Annotated in this window: 15 protein-coding genes and 4 pseudogenes; 15 read left to right on the forward strand and 4 right to left on the reverse strand. The window is 62.0% G+C overall.

The genetic code is table 11. From position 1 onward, the window contains the following. The 3 genes and pseudogenes from OM960_RS17795 to OM960_RS17805 all read right to left on the reverse strand — a co-directional run. Positions 1–273, reverse strand: a pseudogene (locus OM960_RS17795) (mandelate racemase/muconate lactonizing enzyme family protein); the annotation flags it as partial. Between the two features lie 132 nt (positions 274–405). Then, positions 406–1,722, reverse strand: a complete 1,317-nt coding sequence (locus OM960_RS17800) for a glycosyltransferase (protein WP_263340860.1) — start codon at positions 1,720–1,722, stop codon at positions 406–408. A 4-nt stretch (positions 1,723–1,726) separates the two neighbouring features. Continuing rightward, on the reverse strand, positions 1,727–2,686 hold the full coding sequence (locus tag OM960_RS17805) for a GntR family transcriptional regulator (protein WP_263340857.1): 960 nt from the start codon (positions 2,684–2,686) through the stop codon (positions 1,727–1,729). Between the two features lie 168 nt (positions 2,687–2,854). Here OM960_RS17805 and OM960_RS17810 point away from each other — a divergent pair, with 168 nt between their 5' ends. The 12 genes and pseudogenes from OM960_RS17810 to OM960_RS17865 form a co-directional block, all read left to right on the forward strand. Next, positions 2,855–3,910, forward strand: a complete 1,056-nt coding sequence (locus OM960_RS17810; protein ID WP_263340854.1) for a polyamine ABC transporter substrate-binding protein — start codon at positions 2,855–2,857, stop codon at positions 3,908–3,910. Positions 3,911–3,964: 54 nt separating this feature from the next. Further along, positions 3,965–4,831 (forward strand): ABC transporter permease, encoded by an 867-nt coding sequence (locus OM960_RS17815; RefSeq protein WP_264772899.1) that lies wholly within the window; start codon positions 3,965–3,967, stop codon positions 4,829–4,831. Continuing rightward, on the forward strand, positions 4,824–5,618 hold the full coding sequence (locus tag OM960_RS17820) for an ABC transporter permease (RefSeq protein WP_263340849.1): 795 nt from the start codon (positions 4,824–4,826) through the stop codon (positions 5,616–5,618). The genes OM960_RS17815 and OM960_RS17820 overlap by 8 nt, the downstream gene beginning before the upstream one ends. Next, positions 5,615–6,598, forward strand: a complete 984-nt coding sequence (locus OM960_RS17825) for an ABC transporter ATP-binding protein (protein ID WP_264772900.1) — start codon at positions 5,615–5,617, stop codon at positions 6,596–6,598. Before OM960_RS17820 ends, OM960_RS17825 begins: the two co-directional genes overlap by 4 nt. Positions 6,599–6,613: 15 nt before the next feature. Then, complete coding sequence (locus OM960_RS17830; RefSeq protein WP_264772901.1) at positions 6,614–7,891, forward strand: glycosyltransferase; 1,278 nt, start codon at positions 6,614–6,616, stop codon at positions 7,889–7,891. Next, on the forward strand, positions 7,888–8,253 hold the full coding sequence (locus tag OM960_RS17835) for a cupin domain-containing protein (RefSeq protein ID WP_264772902.1): 366 nt from the start codon (positions 7,888–7,890) through the stop codon (positions 8,251–8,253). The genes OM960_RS17830 and OM960_RS17835 overlap by 4 nt, the downstream gene beginning before the upstream one ends. After that, on the forward strand, positions 8,250–8,591 hold the full coding sequence (locus OM960_RS17840) for a cupin domain-containing protein (RefSeq protein ID WP_264772903.1): 342 nt from the start codon (positions 8,250–8,252) through the stop codon (positions 8,589–8,591). Before OM960_RS17835 ends, OM960_RS17840 begins: the two co-directional genes overlap by 4 nt. Before the next feature lie 25 nt (positions 8,592–8,616). After that, on the forward strand, positions 8,617–8,946 hold the full coding sequence (locus OM960_RS17845; RefSeq protein ID WP_264772904.1) for a cupin domain-containing protein: 330 nt from the start codon (positions 8,617–8,619) through the stop codon (positions 8,944–8,946). Between the two features lie 7 nt (positions 8,947–8,953). Next, a complete protein-coding gene (locus OM960_RS17850) occupies positions 8,954–10,462 on the forward strand; it encodes an aldehyde dehydrogenase family protein (protein ID WP_264772905.1) in 1,509 nt (502 codons plus the stop codon). 82 nt (positions 10,463–10,544) lie between these two features. After that, a pseudogene (locus OM960_RS17855) lies at positions 10,545–10,860 on the forward strand (IS6 family transposase); the annotation flags it as partial. 177 nt (positions 10,861–11,037) lie between these two features. Then, positions 11,038–11,318 (forward strand): annotated as a pseudogene (locus OM960_RS25655) (IS6 family transposase); the annotation flags it as partial. Positions 11,319–11,373: 55 nt separating this feature from the next. Next, positions 11,374–11,559, forward strand: a pseudogene (locus tag OM960_RS17865) (transposase); the annotation flags it as partial. Positions 11,560–11,846: 287 nt separating this feature from the next. Here the strand turns inward: OM960_RS17865 and OM960_RS17870 are convergent. Continuing rightward, entirely contained in the window at positions 11,847–13,604 is a 1,758-nt protein-coding gene (locus OM960_RS17870) for a tetratricopeptide repeat protein (protein ID WP_264772906.1), read from the reverse strand. A gap of 151 nt (positions 13,605–13,755) precedes the next feature. Between OM960_RS17870 and OM960_RS17875 the strand changes: the two genes are divergently transcribed. From OM960_RS17875 to OM960_RS17885, 3 genes are all read left to right on the forward strand, one after another. Continuing rightward, on the forward strand, positions 13,756–14,064 hold the full coding sequence (locus OM960_RS17875) for a hypothetical protein (RefSeq protein WP_264772907.1): 309 nt from the start codon (positions 13,756–13,758) through the stop codon (positions 14,062–14,064). 28 nt (positions 14,065–14,092) lie between these two features. Next, positions 14,093–14,977 carry a hypothetical protein gene (locus OM960_RS17880; RefSeq protein ID WP_263339728.1) on the forward strand — a complete coding sequence of 295 codons (885 nt, stop codon included), beginning with the start codon at positions 14,093–14,095 and terminating at the stop codon, positions 14,975–14,977. Between the two features lie 89 nt (positions 14,978–15,066). After that, positions 15,067–16,461, forward strand: a complete 1,395-nt coding sequence (locus OM960_RS17885) for a metal-dependent hydrolase family protein (protein ID WP_263339725.1) — start codon at positions 15,067–15,069, stop codon at positions 16,459–16,461. Positions 16,462–16,517: the final 56 nt, after the last annotated feature.

Raw genomic sequence — 16,517 nt, forward strand, 5'->3', positions numbered from 1 at the left:
ATAGCCCTTGGCGCGTTCGGTCTCGAAGGCGGCGAGCGTCTCCTCCCGGCTGCCGATGCGGATGACCGAGAGCACCGGCAGGCTCTCGGCGACGCGCCCGCCCCAGAGGTCGACCAGGGGCAGCCCGTGCACCTTGGCGCAGAGATCCCAGAGCGCCATCTCGAGCGCCGTCTTGGCGTTGCCGTGACCACGCAGGGCCGCCGCGATGTCGGCGAGGATCGCCGCCACCCGGCGCGGATCGCGGCCGAGGACGACCGGCGCGACGTGGCGGATAGCATCACCGCCAGGCGGTTGATCTCGGGGCTCGTCTTGAAGTAACGAAATGGGGAACGTTTGCTCATGGCCGAACGCTATCGGCCACCTGTCCGGGCCTCAAGCCAGGTTCTTCTGACAGAGCCAGTGCGTCTAGACCGCGTCCGGAAATCCTATCATCGGCGCGGCGCCTTCGCTCCCCCGAAACGCTACCGCAATTATCTGGTCGGCCGCCAGATCAACGCCGTTTTCAGGGACCATGCGGCGGGCGTTTTCCTTCAGCGTCTCGCGCATCAGCGTATCCTCAAGTGCCGATCGCATCACCGCTACCAGTTCCTTCGTCGTCCAATGCGCACGATGGAGCCACCTGCCTGTCCCGGTTTCAACAGCACGGCGGGCGTTGTCGTGACCGTCCCAGCAATAGGGCATGATGAGCGACGGCACACCGCAATATAGCGCTTCGCAGAAGCTGTTATTGCCGCCGTGGTGGATGAAGAGATCCGCCTTGGCCACGACACTTGGCTGCGGGAACCACTGATCGAGAATGATATTGTCAGGTACCGCGCGATAGGCGTCCCGGAATGCGCCGACATTGACGAGGAAACGGGCAGGAAACTCGGCGAACACGGCGATCAGTCGCTTAATTAGGTCGGTATCCAATGCACCGAGGCTACCGAAAGAGACATAGACCAGCGGCCCCTCGCCCGCCGCGAACTCCGGAACATTATAAGGCGCCTCCTGCCGGACGCATCCTTCGAGGAAAGTGAAGCGCGCAGTGTCCAGCGGGACCTGCCGTTCATGACGCAGGATCGAAGGGGCCAGCAGAAGATTGTGCCAGGGCGACGGCTCGAGGAACCGGCACTCGTCGAGCGGCGGTACGCCATGACGGGTGCGGAAACTGTTGAACCGGGCATGGACCGGCCCGACCGCGGCATTGTAGCGTTCGGCGAAGGCCCGCCATTGCGCTTGGTCATCCCCCGGAAGACCAGACAAATATGGCGGAACATTCGGATCCGGCAGCTCGGTTTCAGCGCAGGAGATCACCCGCACCCAGGGACAGCCCGCACGAAGTATCGCGGGAAACATCACAACGTTGTCGAGAACGACCGTATCGGGTCTGAGCCTTTGCAATAGCGCGAACAGCGGTGCCTCGGCTTGTTCGGCGGTCTCCACGATCGCGTCCCATGTGGGGGCAACATAGGTTTCGATCTGGTCGTCGGGGTCGAGATCGAAATGAGGCTGGTGGCGGCTGATGAAATCCTGCCAGTAGGTTTCCGGCGCAGATGCGTCGGCCAGCGGCAGATGGTATTCCTGAAAGCCGTATTCCGCGAAGACGCCGGAAAACCCCGCGTGGCAGATGAAGACCGGCCTCGCGCCTCGCGCCTTCAAAGCCCGCGCGATGCCGACGCAGTTCAGAGCGGCGCCGAAGCTTGCCTCGGGGAAAAGCGCAATGGTGGGGCCGACGTTCATTCCGTCATCGATCGTGCGAAGTGGTGCGGATGGCAAGCGGCGGCACGCCGCGGTTCGCGGCCCTTGGCCGTTGGCTGCGCGACAGGCGCAGGTGGACGCGCAGCAGGTCGGCCGCGACCATGACTTGACCGCTTTCCAGATGATCGAGGATTTGGAGATGCTCGTGCATAGCCTGCCTGAGCCGCACGACATTGCTGCTCACCGCTGCGCCAGGCAAGCCGCGTAGGCGGTGATGGGCAACGAGCACCCCGCTGACGTAGCGGTTCGATGCTCCGCGCGCAATCAGCATGTGAAACTCGAGGTCCAGCCGACGAAAACGGTTGCCATCGAGGCGGTCGTCGGGTTCCGCCAGAAGCGTCACCATTGCGCGGCGCAGCGCGGCGGCCCGATCCTGATCGAGCGCGAATCCCGGTGTTGTCAAGGCAGCAGGTTCGAGAATCAGCCGGAAATCGAGGCTGTCGGACTGCGACTCAGGACTGTCGGGAAGTTTGGCGAAGACCCAGGACTGGCCTGGCGCGCGCGAAACGAGACCATCCTCAGCCAGGGTGCCGAGCGCCTTGAGGACTGTCCGGCGATCGGAAGCATAGCGGCGCATCACCTCGCCCACCGTCACGGTCTCGTCAAGGCGGCGGGCGGCGCGGTCGCGAATGATGCGGGCTGCAAGCTCGGCCTCCTCGGGGTCGGGCAGCGGCTCGGCAAAGGCGCCGGCGAGGGACACTCCGCTGGCCAGACGGTAGCCCTTATCTGTCTCGTGTTCGACAAGACCCTGTTTCGTCAGGAGTTTCAGCGCCGCGCGGACGGGCGTGCGCGAGACGTTGCACTGCGTGGCGAGGAACTGTTCTGGAAGGTGCGCGCCGGGCCCCATCCCCCGTTCACGCGCGACATCGAGAATACGGCGTGCGAGATCCAGATGGTTCTGGCGCGGTCGTGACGAAGCGGTTCTGCTGCCGGTTCTCTGCATCATCCTTCCATCTCGCAGGGGGGTATCCCCGCCGCCTAGGATATTGACGTATTTTTTCACTGAATAATACTATCTGGTCAAGGCGATCAGCCTAAGGTCGTCCAGTATCGGTTCTAAATGCAAAAATAATACAGTCGACTTCGGTCAGCACCCAACAGAAGAGGACCTGAAATGACACAGCAGAACTCTCATTTTCGGCAATTGCTGGCCGGCGTGGCCGCCGCTGGTCTTGCCGCCGCCGGCCCGGCTTCGGCCGAACTGGTGATCTCGAACTGGGACGGCTACATGGCGCCGGACGCGGTCACGGCCTTCACAAGTGAAACCGGTGAGGCCGCCGAGATGGTCGTCCATGCCACCAACGAGGAAATCATGGGTAAGCTGATCGCGTCGGGCGGCGCGGGTTACGACGTCGTGTTCGTCTCTTCGCCCTTCGCAGAGGTTCTGCACAACCTTGACCTCTTGGAGCCGATCGATGCGGGCAAGGTGCCGAATATCGTCAATCTCTATCCCGAGGCGGCCGCCTTGCCGCACGATCCGGGCAACACGTTCTCGGTGCCCTATGCCTGGGGCACGACGGGCCTTTGCTACCGCTCCGACCTCGTATCGCCCGAGCCGACGTCGTGGAACGACCTCCTCCATCCGGCCGAAGCTCAGGTGGGCAAGGTCACGCTTCTCGGCACAGACCGCTGGCTTCTGGCCGCCGGGTTCCTTTCACACGGCTTTTCCGTCAATGAAACTGACCAGGCCAAGCTCGACGAGGTCGAGGCCGACCTGATCGAGGCCAAGAAGACGATGCTCGCCTTTGACGACACGACGTTCTATTCGAAGCTGGTTTCCGGCGAGGCGACGCTGGTCCACGCGTGGGACGGCTGGTGCAACTACGGCATCGCCGAGAACCCGGACATCAAGTTCATGATCCCGTCAGAAGGATCGGACCTCTGGGTCGACACGATGGTGGTGATGAAGGCTTCCGAGAACAAGGACGGCGCGTTCAAGTTCATCAACTACATCCTCGACGCCAAGAACCATGCCTGGGCGGCCGAGAACATCCTTTACAAGGTGCCGAACAAGCCGGCGATGGAGAGCCTTTCAGCGGACATGGCCGCGACCTATCCCAATATGGGCATGGCACCCGCTGACCTCGTCGCACTCGAGCAGCTCCGCGACGTGGGCGATGCCAGCCGCGCCTATGCCAAGGCCGTCAGCGCGATCAAGGCCGCGCAGTGACCTGAGATGCGGGGCCATTTAGCCCCGCACCGTTTCCCGGAAAAGACCCCTCGCGTGCAGAGCCCGAATACCCGCTCGACCCTCCTGATGGCGCCGGCCCTTCTGTGGCTGACGGCATTGATGGTCGTTCCCTGCGGGCTGATCTTCGCGCTCGGCTTCTTCCGGCGCGGACTTTACGGCGGGATCGAGTATACCTTCACGCTGGAAAACTTCGCGCTGATCGTCGATCCGCTCTATGCCGGGATCTTCCTGACCTCGGCGCGGATCGCGGGCCTTGCGACCCTGATCGCCGTCATCATCGGCTATGCCGCCGCCTATGCCATCGCCGCCGCGCCGCGCCACCGCCAGCCGCTTCTTCTCTTCCTCGCCGTCCTGCCCTTCTGGTCGAACTACCTGATCCGCACCTATGCCTGGATCGTTCTGCTGAACCGCGAGGGGCTGATCACGCAAGGCCTGCGCATGCTGGGATACGAGGGCGAGCCGCCGTCGATGCTCTATACCGAAGGCGCGGTGATTACCGGGCTCGTCTACAACTACCTGCCCTTCGTGATCCTCGCCTGCTACGCGCCGCTTGCCCGGCTGAACCCGGAGCTTGCCGAGGCGTCGCGCGACCTCGGCGCCTCGGCCTTCACCACGTTCCGCCGGGTGATCCTGCCGATGACGGTGCCGGGGATCGCCGCCGGCGCGGTCTTCGTCTTCGTCCTCTCCATCGGCAATTTCATCACCCCCGCCCTGCTCGGCGGCGGCCGCTTCCAGATGATGGGCAACCTGATCTACGCGCAGTTCCTGACTGCGAACGACTGGCCCTTCGGCGCGGCGATCTCCATGGTGCTGATCGCGATCATGATGGGGCTTCTGACGCTTCAGGCCATTGCCGCCGAGAAGGGCGCGGGCGAGAAGCGGGAGGGCGCCGATGGCTGACCGTTCGCCCGCCACCCGCCGCAGCCTTGCCGCCGTTCTCGTTGCGGTCTTCGCTTTCCTCTACATCCCCATCGCGACACTTGTCGCGCTCAGTTTCAACGAGGGTGGCCTGCCCACCGCCTGGACCGGCTTTTCGGTCAAATGGTACGGCGCGCTGATGGCGAACCGCGACATCCTTTCGGCCGCTCTCAACACGCTGATCGTCGCTGTGATCTCGACCGCCATCGCCGCGGTTCTGGGAACCCTCCTCGCGCTCGGGATCGAAACGCGCAGACGGAAAGGGCGGGCGCTGGAGGCCCTGGTGTTTGCCCCGATGATCATTCCCGACATCGTACTGGCCATTGCACTCCTGAGCTTCTTCTCGCTCCTGAAGGTGCCGATGGGGCTGCACACGATCATCCTCTCTCATGTCGTCTTCAACCTTGCCTTCGTCTCCGCCGTCGTCCGGGCCCGGCTGAAAAGTTTCGACTGGTCGGTGACCGAGGCTTCGGCCGATCTTGGCGCTTCCGCCCTCACCACCTTCCGCCGGGTGACGCTGCCCCTGATCCTGCCCGCCGTCATCGCGGGCGCGCTTCTCGCCTTCACCCTGTCGGTCGATGAGTTCATCATCGCCTTCTTCACCGCCGGGGCCGGTCGTGCCTCCACGACGCTTCCGATGCAGATCTTCGCGATGATCCGCTTCGGCGTGACGCCCGAGATCAATGCGCTGGCGACATTGGTGATGATCGTCTCGGTCACGGCGCTGACCCTGTCGCAACGGCTCAACAAGGGGGTAATCGCGCCGTGACAGCACTTCTGTCCATCGACGGCGTGAGCAAACGCTTCGGAGCCGTGACGGCGGTCGACGGGCTGTCGCTCGACATCATGGAAAACGAGTTCTTCGCGCTTCTTGGCGCGTCCGGGTCGGGAAAGACCACGCTTCTCAGGATGCTCGCGGGGTTTGAGACGCCGGATGCGGGCGCGATCCACCTCGACGGCGCCGATATCTCGCGTGTTCCGCCGAACCGGCGGCCGGTGAACCTGATGTTCCAGAGCTATGCGCTCTTCCCGCATATGACTGTCGAGGGGAACATCGCCTACGGGCTGGAGATGGAGCGCCTGCCCCGGTCGGAAATCGCTTCGCGCGTGGCTGAGATCATGGAGACCACCGAGCTTGCGCCGATGGCAAAGCGAAAACCCGACCAGCTGTCGGGCGGCCAAAGGCAACGCGTGGCGCTCGCGCGGGCACTGGTCAAACGGCCGCGTTTGCTGCTCCTCGACGAGCCCCTGGGCGCGCTCGACAAGAAGCTCCGCGCGGCGATGCAACTCGAACTCAAGCGGCTCCAGCACGACGTCGGCATCACCTTCATCGTCGTGACCCACGACCAGGAGGAGGCGTTGGTCATGGCGGACCGCGTGGCGATCCTGAAGGACGGGCGGCTTCTGCAATGCGGCACACCGCACGAGGTCTACGAGCACCCAGCGAACCGCTTCGCCGCCGATTTCATCGGCGTGATGAACTTCATAGAGGAAGGTGGCCGAACGCTCGCCGTCCGGCCTGAGCGCTTACATCTCTTCCCCGACCGGGCTGATCGCACGGTCGAGGGCCGGGTAACGGCGCGCGCTTATCACGGGCTCGACTTGCAGCTTCACGTCGCAACCCCGTTGTCGCCAAAGCCGCTTCTCGTCCGCCTGACCGCCAACGCTGCTGACAGGCGTCCGGTGTCCGAGGGCGATACCGTCACGCTCGGCTGGAACGACGCCGATACACGCCAATTCAACGATTAGAACAGGGAGACACTCATGGCCCAGAAAATCTTCGCCTTCTTCCCCGAAGCCGCCTTTGGCCCGGCACTGAACTCCGTCGGCATCGCGCAAGCGGTCGAGGCGCTTGGCCACAAGGCGGTGTTCCTGTCCGACCCCGGTTTCGTCGAGGTCTATCAGGGCTACGGGTTCGAGGCGCATCCCGTCGCCTTGTCGGAACCGATGCCGCCCGAGCAGATGGCGAAGTTCTGGGAGGACTTCATCAACGGCCACATCCCGAATTTCCGCAAGGCACCGATCGACCAGATCGACAACTATGTGAAGGATTGCTGGGAGGCCATCGTCGACAGCGCGAAATGGGCGCAGAAGGACCTGCCGGGCGTGCTGGACAAGGTGAAGCCCGACGTGATCGCCGTCGACAATGTCATCCTCTTCCCCGCGATCAAGCAATACGGCGTGCCTTGGGTCCGTGTCATCTCCTGCTCGGAAAACGAGATCGAGGACGAAGGGATCCCGCCGCACCTCTCGGGTTGCGGCGAGAACGACGCGGCCTGCCACAAGGCGTTCCGCGACCGGTTCAACACCGTGATCAAGCCTATCCATGACGACTTCAACGCGTTCCTCGCCGAATGCGGCGAGGATGCCTATCCGATCGGCCAGTTCTTCGAAGCCTCGCCCTACATGAACCTCCTCCTCTACCCCGAGCCGGTGAAGTTCCAACGCGACGTGCCGCTGGACCCCGGGCAGTTCCAGTATCTCGAAGGCTGTGTGCGGAAGGAGGAACCCTATGAGGTGCCGACCTTTGCAAAGAACAATGATGGCCCGCTGCTCTACGTCTCGTTCGGCTCGCTCGGCGCGGGTGACACCGACCTTCTGAAGCGGATCATCGCGGCCCTGGCGAATTCGCCCTACCGTGCGCTCGTGAATATCGGCGACTATGCGGCCGAATATTCCGACCTGCCGGGCAACGTGCAGGTGGCAGGCTGGTTCCCGCAGCCCTCGGTCATTCCGCAAGTCGACGCGGTGATCCATCACGGGGGCAACAATTCTTTCACCGAATGCCTCTACTTCGGCAAGCCCGCGATCATCATGCCCTATGTCTGGGACGGCCATGACAACGCCACGCGGGTCCAGGAAACCGGCCACGGCTTCAAGATGCCGCGCTACGACTGGACCGATGCCGAGCTACTGGCGAAGATCGAGACCTGCCTGACCGACAAGGCGATGGCGGCGAAGCTCGCCGCGACATCAAAGCATATGCAATCCCAGAGCGGTCCGGCCAAGGCCGCGAAGCTTCTAGAAGGGCTCGCGAAGTGAGCTCGGCACCGCATTTTCATGACGCCTCTACCCGGGCAGACCTCGTCGACTGGGGCGCCCAGCCCGACGCGATTTCGGGCGCCTCGCGATCCTCGGGCAAACTCGTCCACAAGGGGCCGGGGAACCGGCCCGAAATCGGCATCTGGGTCTGCACGCCGGGGCGCTGGCGGCTCTCCATCCCGCGCGACGAGTTCTGCCATTTCGTCGCCGGCCGGGCCACCTATCGCTCCGATACGGGCGAGGTGATCGAGGTCACGCCGGGCACCGCCGTGATGTTTCCCGCGGGCTGGACGGGGGAATGCGAGGTGCACGCGACCATGCGCAACACCTACTACCTTTCCGATCGCGAGGCCGACAAATGACAACCCCCAACTGGCCCGACGCTACCGAAGTCACGCTCGACGACTGGGGCCCGAGCAATAACGTGATCGAAGGCGCGCCGCATCTCTCGGGCAAGGTGATGCATGCCAACCCTGACGGGTCGAGCGAATGCGGCCTCTGGTCCTGCACGCCCGGCAAGCGGCGCGTCACCATCCCCTCGGACGAGTTCTGCTACTTCGTCGCGGGCAAGGGCCGTTATGTCGCCGATGACGGGCAGGAGATCCCCATCGCCCCCGGCGCGATGGTCTTCTTCCCCGCCGGCTGGACCGGCCTCTGCATCGTCACCGAAACCGCCACCAAGGCTTTCATGAGCCGCTAGGAGTCCCATGACCACCACACCTTTGATGCGCAAACCGCTGGGCCAGACAGACCTCGTCGACTGGGGCGTCGTCCCGACGATGATCGAGGGAGAATCGCGGGTCTCGGGTCGGCTCATCTCGCGCAACCCCGACGGATCGAGCGAATGCGGCCTCTGGATCTGCACGCCCGGCACGTGGTTCTGCCATGTCACCCGCGACGAGTTCTGCCACTTCCTCGAAGGCCGCAGCACCTATGTCCACGAAAGCGGGGAAGTGATCGAGATCACGCCCGATACCGCCGCCTTCTTCCCGCAGGACTGGAAGGGCACATGCACCGTCCACGAGACCATCAAGAAGGTCTACATGATCCGCTGAGGCCAGAATGGACTTCGATCCCGCCCACCCCGCCTGCTTCGTCACCCCCGGTTTTCGGCCGATGGCAGGCGCACCACGCGATGTCATCGACCCCGCAACGCTGGACGTCGTGGGCCAGATAACCGAGGCCGACGAGAGCGAGACAGCGGCGGCGCTCGACGCGGTTTCCGTGGCACAGTCCAAGTGGAAGCGGATGGATGCAAAGTCGCGCGCAAAGGTCCTGCACGATCTGGCCAATGTGATCGAAACAACAGACCACAAGCGCGCCGCGATCCTGATGAGCCGCGAGATGGGCAAGCCCTTTCCTGAAGCGATCGGCGAGATCGCGAACTGCGCGCCGATCTTCCGCTATTATGCCGAGATGGCGCGGGACGAGGCTGGCAAAGTCGCGGGCACCACTCAGGCGGGATCGTTCCAGTATGCGCGATATGAACCGCTCGGCGTGTCGGTCCATATCATGCCCTTCAACTTCCCGGTCCTTCTCATGTGCTGGACCGTCGCCGCCTCCCTCGCCGCCGGGAACGGCTGCATCGTCAAGCCGGCCCCCGCCACCACGCTCTCGACCCTCGAATTCATGAAATGCTTCCGGGGATTGCCGGAGGGCCTTGTCGCCTGCCTGCCGGGCGGCGCGGCGCTGGCCGAAAAGCTCATCGCCTCGCCCCGTACCCATGCGGTCGCCTTCACCGGCTCCGTCGCGGCGGGCAAAGCGGTTGGCATGGCCGCCGCCGCCGCGATGAAGCCCGCGGTGATCGAGGCGGGCGGTAGCGATCCGATGATCATCTGCGAAAGCGCGCCGATCGACGTCGCCACCGCCGGCGCGGTCACGGCGGCGTTCCACCTCTCGGGGCAGGTCTGCACCTCGGCGGAGCGGTTCTATGTGGTCGATGCCGTACATGACGCCTTCGTCGAAGCTTTCGCGGAAAAGACGCGCGCGCTAAGGATTGGCAATGGCCTCTCGAAGTCCGAAATCGGCCCGCTTGTCTCCGAGGCCGCGCGCGACCGGGTCGCGGGGTTGGTTGCGGATGCGGTCGCGAAGGGCGCGGAGGTCGTCACCGGCGGACGCGTTCCGCCCGAACTGAGCCGGGGCTGGTTCTACGAGCCGACGATCCTGACGGGCTGCAACGAGGGCATGGCACTTCTGCAGTCGGAATGCTTTGGTCCGGTTGCCGCCGTCGTCCGCGTGCGTGACTTTGACGAGGCCGTCTCGCGCGCGAACGCCTCCCCCTTCGGGCTTGGCGCATCAGTCTTTACCACCAGCCTTGAAGAGGCGATGGAAGCAACCGAACGGCTGGAGGCCGGTATGGTCTGGGTCAACAATCCACTCATCGACAACGACGCACTGCCCTTCGGCGGCTGGAAGGCTTCGGGACTCGGGCGCGAACTCGGGAGGCAGGGGATTGACGCATTTCGGCGTACGAAGATGGTCATCATCGACCACAAGCCGGCACTCCAGGACTGGTGGTATCCTTACTCCGACGACTGGTTTCTGGAGGGAGGCGGCCGCTCGTTAGGTTGACGCCCTGCCGGCGACTACTTGTGCGGGCGCTGTCAGAAGGAATCTGGTTGAGACGGGCAGGACGGCCTCGTAGCCTCCGGCCATGACGAAACGCGACCCGTTCAAGTATTTCCACAGCAGTCCGGAGATCATCCTCCTTGCAGTGATGCTCTATGTCCGGTTCCCGCTGTCGCTTCGGAACGTCGAGGACCTGCTTCACGAGCGCGGGATCGAGATCAGCCACGAGTCGGTGCGGTTCTGGTGGCAACGCTTCGATCCGAAGTTCGCCGCCGAGATACGCAAGAAACGGGCTGAGCGGCTGCGTTCCGGGCCGCAGTGGCAATGGCACCTCGACGAGATGTTCGTGAAGATCAAACGGTGAGCGACACTACTTGTGGTGGGCCGCTGTCGCTCAAGGCGTGGCGACCACTCTGAATGATTGGAATGCGGGACTGAGCGGACAATCAGGCTGTGCTGGTCAACAGCTCCTTCTGCCCACACCGTCGGTGATGGAGAATCCATTTGATAGCCCGGCGGTGGGCGTTGTCAGAAGAACTTGGGTTGAGGCGGGGCAGGCGGGCGGCTAGCCTCCGACCATGGCACAGCGATCCCCTTTCCGCCACTTCAAGACGTCGCCGGAGATCATCCGCCTTGTGGTGATGATGCACATCCGTTTTTACGCTCGCTGCGAAACGTGGAAGATCTGCTCCACGACCGGGGGATCGACATTAGCCACGAAATGGTGCGGTTCTGGTGGCATCGGTTCGGCCCGATGTTCGCGGCAGAGATCCGCAAGCGGCGCGTCGAGGGCATGCGCTCGAGCCGCTGGCGCTGGTATCTGGATGAGGTGTTCGTGAGGATCAACGGCGAACTTCATGATCCTCCCCCAGTGAAGTGGTCCGCCGTTATGTTTAGGAGAACGGAGGATCGACATGGCTACGAAGCGGCACAAACCTGAAGAGATTGTCATGAAGTTGCGGCAGGTTGAGGTGCTTGTCGGGCAAGGCATTGCACGGGTCGATGCGATCCGCGAGGTGCGCATTACCGAGCAGACCTACTATCGCTGGCGCATGCAGTATGGCGGGATGGGAACCGCCCAACTGAGGGAGCTCAAGCGGACACACAGCGCCCTCGGCTATAGAGCACCAGCACCCGAGACCATCATCCCAGTGGCGCAGAGGCCGCTCATGCACTAACAATCAAACTGGACCAGTCAGGTAAGGCTGCTCATTCGGCCTGATGCAGCACGCCCATGATCTGGGCTTCGGTGAAACGGCTCTTCTTCATCGGCATCTCCTCGTTCATCCTGCCGAGAGAATTCTAAGTTCGCATCCCATTAACCATGGGGAGGATTACCGTATTGCTTCGCCAAAAGGGCGAATTTGGGGCGTTGGGGTTACATCTGCTACTCTGGAAATGCGGCTCGCGCATCGGAAAGGCCCGCGAGGACGGCTTCGACGAGGACTTGAGGCATATTGTGCCCCTCAAGCCACGCCCTCGGATCTTCAGCGAGCGGCGGATCGAGTTCTGCCATTCGTTCAAATGCCTCAAGAGCGGCTTGTCCGTTCGACAGTTTAGTGTAAGCAATTGCAAGCATCGCCTGGCCGAACGACCAACCGTCTCTGGACGCTCGTTCCGCGGCCGAGAGCATCGCCGGCCACTCTTTCTTCATAAGGTGATCTGCGGCCAGCAGATGAAAGTAGAATGGCGGCGGCGCGATCGATCGGTCTATCGCGCGATGCATTATCGGTACGCCCTCGGAAAAACGTCCAGCAATACCATAACGGATCGCAAGATTGGCAAGGGCGGCCGGATCGTTGGGGTTAACTTCCACTGCCCGGCGCGCAAATTCAATAGATCGCTCAATATCTCCCGCGTACTGCTCGACATGCGACATTGCTTGCAACGCATCAGTATCCAGAGGGTCAAGGTCGATCGCACGGGTAGCGGCTTGCCGCGCAAGTTCGAATGCATCTTCCCTCGAGAGGACGTTCTCGTGGCCGAAACGTGCCGCATCGTTGCGCAGGTAGGCAAGCATCGCCCACGCCCGCACATAATCGGGGGTCTCGACAACGGTGGCTTCAAGACACTCCCGTACCGCCTGATACTCATCGCGGTGATACGTCCGGCGGTAAATCTGCGCGCTCGCAACGCAGGCAAAGCCCCGCAGGCTCGGATCGTTGCTACGGGGCAGTCTTTGGGCGCGGACATCGCGCATCGCATATCCGTATTGCTGGCCGATTGCCGAGGCGATCTCCGATGAAATCGAGTCCAGGATGTCGGTGATGCCCTGGCCCTCTGCACCCCCAGCGTAGCGTTCGCTCCATAAGATCTCCAGATCTTTGCTCCTGATGAGTTCGGCGCGAACGAAAAGATCGCTGTCCTCCCGCCAGACGTCGCCGGTCACCATAAAATCCGTCGTCGGAGATTTGCTTGGGGGTGTTGAGGTCTCGGAGACACTTATGAACTGGTCGGGTGCCATATGCACGGCAAGATCCGGAAACCTGATCAGGGCCGAGGCGATCTCATGGGTCAGCCCTGCCGCGACGAGTGATACAACCTCCTCATCCGTGCGGGCGTCGAAATCTTCAATGAGTATGGCGACAGTTTCTGCGTCCCTTGCGGCGGGTAACGGCGAGTTGCGGTCCGGTCGCGCGTTCCATGCAAGAACTGCGGCAACGATCGCCGTGCAAGCGACCGCAATCAGGCCATTGCGCGCGTTGAACCACGTTTGCGACCTCGACGTCCGATAGCCGGCGTCTGCCGGTTCCGACGCCGGAGGGCTTTCATCGGGCTGTATGACACCTTGCGCGGTAAATCTCGGAATGTAGCGCCCCTTTGGGATGCTGATGCGGATCGGATCGTCCCTGCCGCTTTCCGCATAGTAGTTGTCGAGATCTCGGCGGAGCTTGCGCGCTTCCAGACGTACGACCGGGTCCGCCTGCTGGTCGAAATCGGACCCACGCCCGAAGACCGCCATCGCGATGGTCGTCGCCTTGATCTCATCGTCGCGGCCGGCCAAAGACTCTTCGACAACATACGTCAGCATCTCGCGGCGGCGGACGCTCGCCTGAAGCTCTTTGTAACTAAGTATCCGATCGAGTTGACGCCTGATGCTCTCTTCCGTCAGTTCCGGAACCTTCGATGTTTGGCGGCGCGGCACGGCAAGCGTCTCCGATCCTGTGCAAGGCTTTCAATCGGTGACATAGCACACGAGAGAGGCTGTGCCACCCAACCTGTGCGGCACAGATGCATAACGTAAGTTACATGTAGCAACGTTTGAAACGTTGGCTTTTCGGTGTTGGACTAACGCCATGAAGCGGATGCCGAAGAACGATTTTCTATGCAAGCTGGTTGAACAGCATCCCGAACAGGGCTCGGAGATCGCCAGCCTCGCGCGGGAAGACCCGGACTTCATGTCGATCTGCGAAGATATCGGCTTGGCCGAGGAAGCACTCGCGCGTTGGCAGGATCTACCTTGTCGCGCCGTTGAATATGAAGAAATACTGGACGGATTGAAGAAAGAGTTCTGGTCAAAGCTCTCAACTCGAACAGGGTGCGCGTCGAGTGACGACGTCGACGACACCAGCGATAACACCAGCACAGAAAGCGAAGGCAGATAAAATGGGAATGTTTCACAGGAGCATCAAGATGGCCGAACCGCCGGCGGCGCGGTCGCAAGAGCAGGGCCGCTCTCGCTTTGTCGTCGCGCTTTTTCTGGCTGTTGTCTGCGTTGCTCCGCCGTCACTCGCGCAGGATGGGTCGAACCTCCCTGAGTTGCAGCGAGATCTCGAAGAGATCAACAACGGCACCAATCCCACGCTGCTGACGACGCAGGCCGGCATCCAGTACCAGTTCAACCAGATCAACCCGGATCTGGACACCGGGTTGCTCGAACTCTTCTACTTGCAGCCATTCGGCGATGGAAGCAAGGCATTCAGACTCACAATTCCCTTCTCCGACAGTGAGTTCAATTCACATCCTAGGCTTGGCGATGCGGCCCTGGCGTATGCCCAGAACCCCGACATCGGGTCCGAATTCGCACTAGGCGACATCAGCCTGACCTACATAGACGTCTTCCACCTCACCAAGAGCAACGGAGCGGCGTACACACTCGAATTCTTCCTCGATACGGCCGAAACCGATTTCGCCGGCTACGGCCAGTTCGCCCTGGAAACGTCCGTCTTTTACGCCTGGTTTCTCGACAACGGATCGATCTTCGCCCCCGCATGGGTCCAGACCTTCGGCCTGGAAGGTGGAAACGCCAACGGCGAGAACCTCAACGTCACGACGGTCGATTTCTACTACGTTCCGAAGCTGGCGAACCCGAAATACTACCTTACCTTCGACCCCGCCGTGATCCACGATTGGGAGACCGATGACACCTTCGGTAGTCTTCAGGTGACCGCAGGCATGCTGACGGGGCCGCTCTTTGGCGGCGACAGCCAGATCTTCATCAAGCCCGGTGTGCTTTTCGGCGGCGACGCTCCAGCTGACTGGTCTATTCAGGTCGGCTTCAAGGTGCTCAACTTTTGACGCTGCCATCGCCCATTGATACGGCCCCAACATAAGCCCGACAGGCATACTGTCGACATCACAACTCCTACCTTTACAGGAAATTGAACATGAAGAACCGTCCCCTAACATTCCTTCTCTGCACCACGATCGCTGCTTCGCCGGTTGGCGCAATCGCCCACGACTCGAACCATGCCGTCGTTCCTGCGGGCGTCGTCGGAGAGATCGAGACGACCAATGTCAAAATGAAGTTCGACAACGTGGTTATCCGCGGCGCGCAGGTCTTCAACGGCTGCGATGAAGGGCTTGCGGATGTCGATGTTCTGGTCAGCGGACAGTTGATTTCGACCATCGACGCCAATGTCGAGGCGCCCGAGGGAGCCTTCGAGATAAACGCAGAAGGTTATACGCTGATCCCCGGTCTAATCGACGCGCATTGGCACGGCATCTTCGCCGAAGCGACGATCGCGCAACTGGCCCTGACCGGCGAGGGCTACTGGAACCTGCTGGCCGCCAAGGCCCAGAACAACGCGCTGTCACGCGGCTTCACCACCGTGCGCGATACCGCCGGGCCGATGTTCGACATTGCCAAGGCGACTGATCAGGGTCTGATTGACGGGCCGCGAGTGTTTCCCTCGGGTCCGGCGCTGTCGATCACCGCAGGTCATCAGGATTTCCGCCTGACGCGGGAAGTGCCGCAGGGCGCCGGCGAGTTGCACTCCTTCGAGCGCGGCAACATGTTCTACATTACCGACGGTGTGGCGGATGTGCTCAAACGCACGCGCGAAAACCTCATGCAGGGGGCCACGCAGATCAAGCTGATGGCCGGCGGCGGTGTCACCTCGGCTTATGATCCGATCCACACCATCCAGTTCACCGACGAGGAGTTCAAGGCCGCTGTCGAGGCGACGGAAGCCTGGGGCACCTATGTGACTACCCACGCGATCAACGATGAAGCCGTTGTCCACTCCATTGAAAACGGGGCAAAAAGCGTCGAGCACGCGCATATGGCCACGCGCGAAACATTGCAGATGTTCAAGGACAACGACGTGTGGCTCAGCATGCAGCCCTTCCTTGATGACGAAGACGCACCGGCCCTCAACGAGTTCCAGAAGTCGAAATACAAATTCGTCACCGACGGAACCGATTTTGTCTATCGCACTGCCAAGGAACTGGGCCTCAAGATCGCCTTCGGCACCGATACGCTGTTCAGTGCGGACCTCGCAAAACGGCAGGGCGCCGTGCTTGCCAAGATGCAGCGCTGGTTCACTCCCTACGAAACGCTGAAGATGGCCACCTGCGACAACGCCGAATTGCTGAAGATGTCGGGACTGCTAACGCCGTATCCGCTCGGCCCGCTGGGTGTCATCGAGGAAGGTGCCTATGCAGACATGATCCTCGTGAACGGCAACCCGCTGGAAAACCTCGACCTGATCAGCGATGCGAAGGCGAACTTCGGCATGATCATGAAGGATGGCATCATCTACAAGTACGATATGGAGTAGCGCCTGCTTCTTGGGAAAGGCTCAAACATCGTCGGAACGTTTCGGCGACTTCGGTC

The sequence above is a fragment of the Defluviimonas salinarum genome (assembly GCF_026013545.1).
GTDB lineage: Bacteria > Pseudomonadota > Alphaproteobacteria > Rhodobacterales > Rhodobacteraceae > Albidovulum > Albidovulum salinarum.

Excerpts from the sequence above, each read along its gene's own strand:
- OM960_RS17830 (WP_264772901.1), top strand. The coding sequence starts at position 6,614 with ATGGCCCAGAAAATCTTCGCCTTCTTCCCCGAAGCCGCCTTTGGCCCG.
- OM960_RS17805 (WP_263340857.1), bottom strand. The coding sequence starts at position 2,686 with ATGATGCAGAGAACCGGCAGCAGAACCGCTTCGTCACGACCGCGCCAG.
- OM960_RS17810 (WP_263340854.1), top strand. The coding sequence starts at position 2,855 with ATGACACAGCAGAACTCTCATTTTCGGCAATTGCTGGCCGGCGTGGCC.
- OM960_RS17840 (WP_264772903.1), top strand. The coding sequence starts at position 8,250 with ATGACAACCCCCAACTGGCCCGACGCTACCGAAGTCACGCTCGACGAC.
- OM960_RS17880 (WP_263339728.1), top strand. The coding sequence starts at position 14,093 with ATGGCCGAACCGCCGGCGGCGCGGTCGCAAGAGCAGGGCCGCTCTCGC.
- OM960_RS17820 (WP_263340849.1), top strand. The coding sequence starts at position 4,824 with ATGGCTGACCGTTCGCCCGCCACCCGCCGCAGCCTTGCCGCCGTTCTC.
- OM960_RS17850 (WP_264772905.1), top strand. The coding sequence starts at position 8,954 with ATGGACTTCGATCCCGCCCACCCCGCCTGCTTCGTCACCCCCGGTTTT.
- OM960_RS17885 (WP_263339725.1), top strand. The coding sequence starts at position 15,067 with ATGAAGAACCGTCCCCTAACATTCCTTCTCTGCACCACGATCGCTGCT.
- OM960_RS17845 (WP_264772904.1), top strand. The coding sequence starts at position 8,617 with ATGCGCAAACCGCTGGGCCAGACAGACCTCGTCGACTGGGGCGTCGTC.
- OM960_RS17800 (WP_263340860.1), bottom strand. The coding sequence starts at position 1,722 with ATGAACGTCGGCCCCACCATTGCGCTTTTCCCCGAGGCAAGCTTCGGC.
- OM960_RS17875 (WP_264772907.1), top strand. The coding sequence starts at position 13,756 with ATGAAGCGGATGCCGAAGAACGATTTTCTATGCAAGCTGGTTGAACAG.